The sequence below is a fragment of the Verrucomicrobiota bacterium genome (genome assembly GCA_019247695.1).
GTDB lineage: Bacteria > Verrucomicrobiota > Verrucomicrobiia > Chthoniobacterales > JAFAMB01 > JAFBAP01.
The window spans coordinates 1-8,103 of sequence record JAFBAP010000043.1 but is presented as its reverse complement, the minus strand read 5'-3'; the positions used below and the strand labels follow the sequence as shown (position 1 = coordinate 8,103).

Sequence of the window (8,103 nt, the reverse complement as noted above, 5' to 3'; positions counted from 1 at the left end):
CACAGCGACAGAGTTCACACGGCGAACACGGCGGGCCACGGCGGGAAGAGGGGGAAAGAGTTCGGAGGTCGGCGCGGAAGAGAACGCCACGAATGGAAGAGGGTGGCGGGTAACGGGTAACGAGTAATGGGTGGCGGCCACGAGCTTGGGGAAGCGCCGCCGATGTCAACTCTGTAACTCTTCTTCCCGCCGTGTTCGCCGTGGCTCGCCGTGTTCGCCGTGTGAACTCTGTCGCTGTGCCCGCCACACCCGCTGTGCCCGCCGTGCGATCGTGTGCCCTTAATCTGTGTCAATCTGTGTAATCCGTGGATGTTTTCTCTTTTCTGCGTCCTTCTGCGTGTTCTGCGGATGAACTTTTTAATCTGTGGATCCGCCGTGCCCGCCTACCCCAGATCCAGAATTGAACCGAACTCAGGATCGAACAGGCGTTTATAGGTCCGGACCGCAAAACCGTCGGTCATTCCGGCAAGGTAATCACAGACGATCCGGGCCCGCATCCGATCGGTGGTCTGTTCGCGGACGAGGCGGTCAAAACTTTCAGGGAGCAACCGGAGCGCCGGCTCCGAATCGCGGAGGTACATATCCGCGAACGCGCGGAAGATTCCCTCGAGGATTACCCGCCCTTTCCGCTCGAGCTGATGAAGTTGGGAATGGTCGAAAACGAGGTCTTGTGAGATTCGCTTATAAAGGTTGGCCTCGGCGCGAACCGCAGGATCGACCGACAGTCCGAACCGGTAGCGGTTGGTCAGTGCAGCCATCGGATTCTGACGTTCCCGGATCGACGTCGCCCGGATAAAGTAACCGATCTTTCTCCCGAAACGTGGCTCGGCTTTGCGGTCCTTGATGGCTGACAGCACCGTCGCGGCGTGGGTTGCAGCATCGCCCGTCAGGTTCTTTTCGCTCGCCCAGCGTTCTACCCGCTCGAAACGCAGGAAGCCGGCGTTGATGCTGTCGACCAGGTCGTTGAGGCAGTAGGCGGTGTCGTCCGCCCAATCCATGATCTCGCACTCGAGACTCCGAAAACGGTTTAATTCCGGGATCGCACCCAGGTCGACGCCGGCAAACACGAAGTCACGGAACCGGGCTTGTTCGTCGTATAAAAAATGGTTTTCAGCGGAAGGATGGTCCGCGAAAAAACGCTTATACTTCAGGATGCCGTCGACAAACGCCCGGGTGGGGTTCATGCCGCGACGGGCGGTCAGGCCCGGGTAGATGGTTTCCGTAATGATCCGGAGGCTTTGGGCGTTACCTTCAAAGCCGCCGAACGTTCGCATCAGATGGTGCAACGTCCGCTCACCGGCATGTCCGAACGGCGAGTGGCCAAGGTCGTGCGTCAGACAAACCGCCTCGACCAGGTCCGGATCGACATAAAAACCGCTGGTTAACAAAGGCGAGGTCTGGTGCAGGAAGCCGCAAATGCTCCGGCCGATCTGGGCGACCTCCAACGAATGGGTGAGCCGGGTGCGGTAAAAATCGAATTCGCCGGAGAGAAAAACCTGCGTCTTGGCCTGCAACCGTCGAAACGCCGAGCTGTAGATGATGCGGTCTCGGTCGGTCTGAAAAGGCGTGCGGTAATCGTCCGCATCGCGCGGCTCAGGAGATTCGAGATCGAAAGGCCCGTAAAACGCGTTCGGCTGGAGTGGGGTCACAAGCCGGTGATGATACCTGGCTTAACGGGCGAGGGCAATCAGGGGAAGTTCGGTCACACAGCGGGCACAACGTAAGAGTTCACACGGCGAACACGGCGGGAAGAGGGGAAAGAGTTCGGAGTTCGGAGTTTGGAGTTCGGGGTTCGGTCACACAGCGGGCACGGCGGGAAGGCGGGCACAACGTAAGAGTTCACACGGCGCCACGGCGGAGCACGGCGACCACGGCGGGAAGAGGAAAGGGTTCGGAGTTCGAAGCGGCAGAGAATGCCACAAATGAAGAGGCGCCGGGGCTGGTAATCTTTTTTCTGCGTGTTCTGCGGATGATTCTGTCTTCCCACCGTGCTCTACCGGACGATTGGACCCGGTGATACGACGTCTCCGAACCCCGAACTCCGAACTCCGAACTCCGAACTCCGAACCCTTTCCTCTTCCCGCTGTGCCCGCCGTGTGACCGGGGGGCTGGTTTATCGTTTGACGTGGGCCAGGCGGAGGACGAGGTCTGAAACGTCCATCGCGCCTTGGAGCAGTTCGTGGCCGAAGGACCGGAACGTCACGTCGCGGCTGGCCAGGATCAGCATCACGCTGAGGATGGCAAAATTGATAAGGTAGATTACCATCATGGAGAAGAACGTGCCGTGCTCGATGAGATCGGTCTGGCCGTTCCAAAGCATCCAGATTGTGAACGTCAGGTGAAACGTCCAGGTAAACCCGATCGCCCCAAACAACCAGCGGCGGTACGGTTCGACGTCAACGAACGCGCTCAGGCCCCCGTAGATCATCAACACCAAAACGCTGTAGATCGGGAAAAAATACGGCGCCAGCGTAATCCAAACGTTATTTGTATCAGTAACGATATAGCCGCCTTCCGCCCTGACCTTAAACTTGGACACGCGCCCGCCCATGAGCCACACCCAGACGGCGTGGCTGAGTTCGTGTCCGAATACGTACATCACGAGGGGCCGGGGCAAGCCGAAAAACGCGATGAGCCAGATGATCGAACCGAGGGCAAAGAACCAGAATTCCTCCGAGGCCCAGAACCTGTGATGGATGGTTACCTGCGAAAACGAAAGGAAGAACGCGCGGGTGAGAACGAAAGCGGGCGGGATCAGGAAAACGGCGATGACCTGTTTCAGCCAGCGCAGGGGGATAACCGGCCCGGTTTCCATCCGGGTCGATCCGGCTTGGAGGCTGGCCTTGAGCTTGCGACGAGGTTTACCGGCCACGGCTCAGATCATGGGATGGCGGGTGTCGGGTGTCGAGTGACGAGTGTCCCCAGAGCACGCAGAAAGGAATCCACGAGCTCGTATTGCGGACGCTGAAATCCAATCGCCGGACGCCGTGTGACCGAACCCGGCACCCGTTACCCGTTACCCGTTACGCGCGGCCCATGTAGGCACCCGTTCGGGTATCGATTTTGATGACTTCGCCTTCCTTAATGAAAAGTGGTACCTGGACCACTTTACCCGTCTCAAGCTTGGCCGGTTTTTGAACATTGGTGGCGCTGTCACCCCGCAGGCCTTCCGCGGATTCCACAACCTTAAGGCCCACTGACGACGGCAGTTCGACCGCGACCGGCTTGCCTTCGGCGTACAGGACTTCGACCGCCAGGTTTTCGATCAGGTAATCCGCCGAGTTTTGTAACAGTTCCGGACGCAACGTTTCGCTCTCATAGGTATCCGGATCCATAAAAACGTATCCATCCTGGTCTTTGTAGCTGTACTCGAGCTTGCGTCGATTGACTTCAACGAGTTCCACGGTTTCGGTTGAGCCGAACCGCACGTTGCTCGATTTGCCCGTGCGAATGCTGCGGAGGGTTGCCTGAACGAACGCCCGGAGATTGCCGGGTGTGCGGTGCTGGACGTCGAGCACCACGGTGACATCGCCGTTGTAGCGGATGGCCATGCCTTTTCGAAGGTCATTTGCTGCTGGCATAAAAAAATTCTTCGCTGCTGGATTGGTTTATAAGCCGCGGAAACGGTAACGATTACAAAAGCTTAAGTTTCGTCAAATCCTGTGAATCGATGAGCCCGACAGGCTGGTGCGTCGCGTTGATCACGACAAGGTCATCGATCCGATGGTGGTCCAAGGTGTTGAGCACTTCAACGGCCAGCCGGTCTTCCTGGATGGTCACGGGACGCCGCACCATATACCGCTCGACCGGATCATTCACCATGTCCGGATTCGCTTCAAACGCCCTTACAAAATCGCCGTGGGTGAAGATACCCAGCAAACGCTGATCGGCGGAATCAACGATCACGGCCAGACCTGCCCGGCACTGGTTCATGGCGTGCAGCACGCCGAGCACCGTCTCGCCGGGCGTGACCTTCGGCATGCGTTCAGGAGGGCGCATGACGTCCCTGACCTTTTGCAACAACACGCGCCCAAGACGTCCTGCGGGATGGAATTTGGCGAAATCTTCTTTCTGGAACCCGCGTGCCTCCAGCAGCACCATTGCAAGGGCATCACCCAAGGCAAGCATCACGGTCGTGCTCGAAGTCGGGGCCAGATTAAGCGGGCAGGCCTCAGCCTCCACCCGGCAGTCCAGAACCACGTCGCTGTGCCGCGCCAGCGTCGAGGCCACATTGCCGGTCAAGGCAACGATTTGTACGTCAAACCGCTTGAGCGCAGGCAACAGGTTGAGCAACTCGGCGGTTTCGCCGCTGTAACTGAGCGCCAGCACCGCATCACCATCGGTCACAATGCCGAGGTCACCATGGAGCGCGTTCGTCACGTCCAACATCACGGCCGGACTCCCCGTGCTGGTGAGCGTCGACGCGATTTTGCGGCCGATATCGCCGGATTTACCCACCCCAAGCGTCACCACCTTGTTGCCGGCATCCAGAACGGCCAGAAGCCGTTCCACCGCCCGGTCAAAATGGGCATCGAGGCGCGCCGTTAGGCGCTGCAGCTCCGCAATCTCGATCCGTAAAACCCGGCGGGCTTGTTCCACGTATTGGCTTGGATGGGTCATTAACAGGACCAGCAGTCTACTCAGGACCGTGCGCGTCGAAACAAGAATTTTGTCACACGGCGGGCACAGCGAAAAGGCGGGCGCAACGTAAGAGTTCACACGGTCACACCACGGGCACAGCGAAAAGGCGGGCACAACGTAAGAGTTCACACGGCGAACACGGCGAGCCACGGCGAACACGGCGGGAAGAGGAAAGAGTTCGGAGTTCGGCGTTCGGGGTTCGGAGCGGCAAAGAATGCCACAAATGCAGAGGCGCCGGGTCCAGTTAATCTGTGTAATCTGTGGACGTTTTCTCTCTTTTCTGCGTTGTCTGCGTGTTCTGCGGATTAACACAGCTCGGCGAAGATCGTGCGCATCACGGGGCGCACCTGCTCTGCCAGGGTGCGATTGGCGTAAGCGACCCAGGCCACCGAAGTGGTCGTGTCGAGCGGGGCATCGAGTTGGCCGCCGAACGGCTTTTCGAGAACGATGCCCGCTTCGCTCATGATCAATCCGGCCGCCACGTCATACGGATGGCAGTGCAGATCGCCGTGGAGGCCTAAAATCCGGCGCACCAGCGGGCGAAGATCGGCGATCATCCGGTCGTGACCGCAGAGCATTTCATAGAATTGTCCCCCGGTTGAGATGTACTGATCTTCGAAAATGAGGTTGCTTCCACGGGTGGAATAGCCGAGGGCGGTCCACAGCTCCTCTTCGAGGTGAGCAGTGAGGGCTTTGCCGGCCGGAAAAAACCGGCTGAAATACGCGAACCCGTGGTCGAACCGGGTGGCGTGCGACGGCCGCATCACCAGCGGGCGGGTTTCACCGGTCAGGACGTTTGTCGCCGTTGCCTGATAGCCGGCACCCCGCACCGCCGATACCGCGTCCCCACGCCACTGCTTTGAGGTCGGCAGCTCAACCATGACCGCCACCTCAATGTCCGCCAGGGTCGTTGCCGGTCCCCGCTGGGGTGCGGCTCCTGCCAGGAACCAGGCGGGCCGTTTGTCGTACATGATGCCGCGCGTGCCGTCAATCGGGTCCACGATCACCTTCAACCGCGTGGCCTCGCGGGCGGTCCCGGCCGGAAAAATCAAGGGGTGCGCAGGGTCAATTCCTTCCATCACCACTTCGACCGGCAGGGCCGACGGCCACGAAGTCTGGAACCAGGCATCGATGACTTCCTCGCTCACCCGGTCGATCTCGTAGATGGTATCGGCGACGTCCTGGCGCGCCACCGCCGCAAAGTCGGTGCCGCTTTCCTCGCTTCTGACCTGCAGGACGCGACGGCGGATAAAACCGCCCAATTCCAGCAGGAGCCGCCGAATCTGTTCGCGGTCAAGTTCGGTTGGCATACGCAACGGCGGGAGAACCGCGGCCTCGCCGGCCCATCAGACCCGCAAGCGGAATCGCGGAAACCCTCATTCCCGGGGTTGGCCGCAGCCTTTCCCGTGTCGAAAACCGAGGTTGGCCTAACGGGTGCGTTCTGTCCATAACTCTCTTGCGTACGGGTACCTTGGCAGCCAGAGTGCTAGGCGGTTTCCTGCAAGCCCCCGGAATCGGAATCATTGTACCTACCTATGGCCAGACCTGTAACCCTTTTCACCGGCCAATGGGCCGACCTACCCCTGACTGAACTTGCACCCCTTGCCAAGCAAATGGGCTTCGACGGGCTGGAACTTGCCTGTTGGGGCGACCATTTTGACGTGAAGCAAGCCGCCGACTCCAAAGAGTATTGCCAGGAACGCTGGCAGATCCTCGCCGATCACGGCCTGACGGCTTTCGGCGTCTCCAATCACCTGATCGGCCAGGCGGTCTGTGACCTCATCGATGAACGGCACCAGGCCATTTTGCCGCCGGACGTCTGGGGTGATGGCGACCCCGAGGGCGTACGGCAAAGGGCGGCCGAACAGCTTAAACTAAACGCCCGCGCCTGCCGCAATTTCCTGAACGCCAAACCGCATCACGACCTGGACTTCCCGGCCGTGGTGATCGGCTTCAGCGGTTCAAGCATCTGGCACGCGTGCTATGCATTTCCACCGACCGGCCAGGCCTACCTGCAAAAGGGGTTCGACGACTTCGGGCGCCGATTTCTCCCGATTCTGGAGGTGTTTGACGAAGTGAACGTGAACTTCGCGCTGGAGGTGCACCCGACCGAAATCGCCTTCGACATCGCCTCGGCGCATCGGGCACTGGAGGCGGTGAAACATCACCGGCGCTTCGGATTCAATTACGACCCGTCCCATCTGGGCTACCAGGGAGTCGATTACGTCAAGTTCATCCGCGAATTCCGCGACCGGATCTATCACGCGCACATGAAGGACGCCTGGTGGGGTCACGGCAACGGCGATGCCGGGGTTTTCGGCGGCCACACCGATTTTGGCGACTACCGCCGTTACTGGGATTTCCGGTCGATCGGTCATGGCGACGTCAATTTTGAAGATATCATCGTGGCACTCAACGACATCGGCTACCAGGGCCCGCTTTCCATCGAATGGGAAGACATCCGGATGGACCGCGTCCATGGGGCGACGGAGTCCTGCCGGAACGTCAGGAGTTACGATTTCACGCCGAGCCGGCTCGCGTTCGATTCCGCCTTTGAACGCGAAAAACAGTAGGAACCGATACGGACTTAAAAAGAGGAGGAATCGAGTCATGTCACGCAAATTGAAGATGGGGATGGTCGGCGGCGGCAAAGACGCGTTCATCGGTGCGGTACACCGGTTGGCCGCCAACCTGGACGGCAAGATTGAGCTGGTGGCCGGCGCGTTTTCGTCGACCCCGACCAAGTCGCATGAGAGCGGCGCGCTGTTGTTGCTGGACCCAAAACGGGTTTATGACAGCTACGAGGCCATGGCGGCTGCAGAAGCGAAATTGCCGGTGGGCGAGCGCATCGATTTCGTCTCGATCGTGACCCCGAACTTTGCGCATTTTCCTGCGGCCAAGACTTTTTTGGAAGCGGGCTTCAACGTCGTCTGCGACAAACCGATGACGCTCAACCTGCAGGAGGCGCTGGACCTGCGTGACCTGGTCCGGCGAACCCGCAAGGTGTTCGCGCTTACCCACAATTACACGGGCTATCCCATGGTGAAGGAAGCCCGCGAACGGGTACGGGCCGGCGCGCTCGGCACCATCCTGAAGGTGGTGGCGGAGTATCCCCAAGGGTGGTTGTTAAACCCGATCGATCAGGCCGGGCAAAAACAGGCGGCCTGGCGTACCGACCCCCAGCGGGCCGGCGCGAGCTCCTGCATCGGCGACATCGGCACGCATGCCGAAAATCTGACGCACTACATCACCGGCTTGGAAATCGAGGAACTCTGCGCTGATTTCACCATCTTTGTCGAAGGGCGGCGCCTTGAGGATGACGGCAACCTGCTCCTGCACTACCGCGGGGGGGCGCGGGGCGTTCTTTACGCATCCCAGATCTCGTGCGGTGAGGAAAACAACCTCATGATCCGGGTCTACGGCACAAAAGCATCCCTGGAGTGGCACCAGGAGCACCCCAAC

Annotated in this window: 7 protein-coding genes; 2 read left to right on the top strand and 5 right to left on the bottom strand. The window is 59.8% G+C overall.

Features of this window, described 5'->3' with window-relative positions:
* Positions 1-383: 383 nt before the first annotated feature.
* From dgt to JO015_04590, 5 genes are all read right to left on the bottom strand, one after another.
* Positions 384-1,649, bottom strand: coding sequence for a dNTP triphosphohydrolase (gene dgt, locus JO015_04610; GenBank protein MBV9998379.1), 1,266 nt, complete (start codon positions 1,647-1,649; stop codon positions 384-386).
* Between the two features lie 464 nt (positions 1,650-2,113).
* The gene (locus tag JO015_04605; protein MBV9998378.1) at positions 2,114-2,872 is read right to left on the bottom strand and encodes a hypothetical protein; all 759 of its coding nucleotides are present in this window, start codon (positions 2,870-2,872) and stop codon (positions 2,114-2,116) included.
* A gap of 151 nt (positions 2,873-3,023) precedes the next feature.
* Positions 3,024-3,581, bottom strand: a complete 558-nt coding sequence (efp, locus tag JO015_04600; GenBank protein ID MBV9998377.1) for an elongation factor P — start codon at positions 3,579-3,581, stop codon at positions 3,024-3,026.
* Positions 3,582-3,633: 52 nt separating this feature from the next.
* Entirely contained in the window at positions 3,634-4,620 is a 987-nt protein-coding gene (locus JO015_04595) for a KpsF/GutQ family sugar-phosphate isomerase (protein ID MBV9998376.1), read from the bottom strand.
* Between the two features lie 326 nt (positions 4,621-4,946).
* Positions 4,947-5,951 (bottom strand): inositol monophosphatase, encoded by a 1,005-nt coding sequence (locus tag JO015_04590; GenBank protein MBV9998375.1) that lies wholly within the window; start codon positions 5,949-5,951, stop codon positions 4,947-4,949.
* 225 nt (positions 5,952-6,176) lie between these two features.
* Between JO015_04590 and JO015_04585 the strand changes: the two genes are divergently transcribed.
* A complete protein-coding gene (locus JO015_04585; protein MBV9998374.1) occupies positions 6,177-7,214 on the top strand; it encodes a sugar phosphate isomerase/epimerase in 1,038 nt (345 codons plus the stop codon).
* A gap of 37 nt (positions 7,215-7,251) precedes the next feature.
* A partial coding sequence (locus JO015_04580) for a Gfo/Idh/MocA family oxidoreductase (protein MBV9998373.1) occupies positions 7,252-8,103 on the top strand: 852 nt, incomplete at its 3' end.

What these genes read in the sequence shown, in the direction of transcription:
- JO015_04585 (MBV9998374.1), top strand. Translation starts at nt 6,177, where the DNA reads ATGGCCAGACCTGTAACCCTTTTCACCGGCCAATGGGCCGACCTACCC.
- efp (MBV9998377.1), bottom strand. Translation starts at nt 3,581, where the DNA reads ATGCCAGCAGCAAATGACCTTCGAAAAGGCATGGCCATCCGCTACAAC.
- JO015_04595 (MBV9998376.1), bottom strand. Translation starts at nt 4,620, where the DNA reads ATGACCCATCCAAGCCAATACGTGGAACAAGCCCGCCGGGTTTTACGG.
- JO015_04590 (MBV9998375.1), bottom strand. Translation starts at nt 5,951, where the DNA reads ATGCCAACCGAACTTGACCGCGAACAGATTCGGCGGCTCCTGCTGGAA.